This is a genomic window from Corynebacterium sp. KPL2850 (assembly GCF_040225855.1).
In the GTDB taxonomy this organism is placed as follows: Bacteria; Actinomycetota; Actinomycetes; order Mycobacteriales; family Mycobacteriaceae; genus Corynebacterium.
Map to the genome: position 1 here is coordinate 1 of NZ_JBEHFV010000083.1, position 555 is coordinate 555.

Sequence of the window (555 nt, forward strand, 5' to 3'; positions counted from 1 at the left end):
AGGTCAACTTCAATAACCCGGTGAACCTGACGGCGGCCGCGGTGGCCTTGATCGCGGGCATCGGCAACCTGACCCTGACCGTGGGAGGGGTGAGCCTGGAGGGCATCGCCTGGGGTTCTGTCGGCATCATCATTGCGTATCCCATCATGCGGCGGCTGTACGAAACCGTGGGCGAAGGCCACGACGCTAAATACTAAAATCTGTGGATAACTTTGTTGACCCCGCCGCGAAATAGCGCCGTGGCGGTAAGGTTCGCAGCGTAATCCACAGGCCTTCGTGCGTGCGGTCGCCGTTGCGCCGGATTGTGCGTTGTACTAGGCGGCATGAACGCACTCGACCGTTATTTAACCGCGCTGGGCCAAGGTATGGATATCATCGCCGCCGCCCGGGGCTTAAGCGAGCGCGACTTGGTGCAGCGCGGCGCCAGCGACATCGCCGCGCGCGAGGTGGTGCATCTTTGCGATGTCTATTTTGGCCGCTGTGCCTTTAGCGCCAAGCAACGCACGGCGCGCTCGACGACGCACCCGCTCGACGTGCTCAGCCTCATCGAAAAGT

The 555-nt window shown here is 61.8% G+C and carries 2 pseudogenes; both read left to right on the forward strand.

Annotated features, from left to right (window positions below):
* Positions 1 to 197, forward strand: a pseudogene (locus ABRP93_RS11670) (nitrate reductase); the annotation flags it as partial.
* A gap of 126 nt (positions 198 to 323) precedes the next feature.
* Positions 324 to 555 (forward strand): annotated as a pseudogene (locus ABRP93_RS11675) (HNH endonuclease signature motif containing protein); the annotation flags it as partial.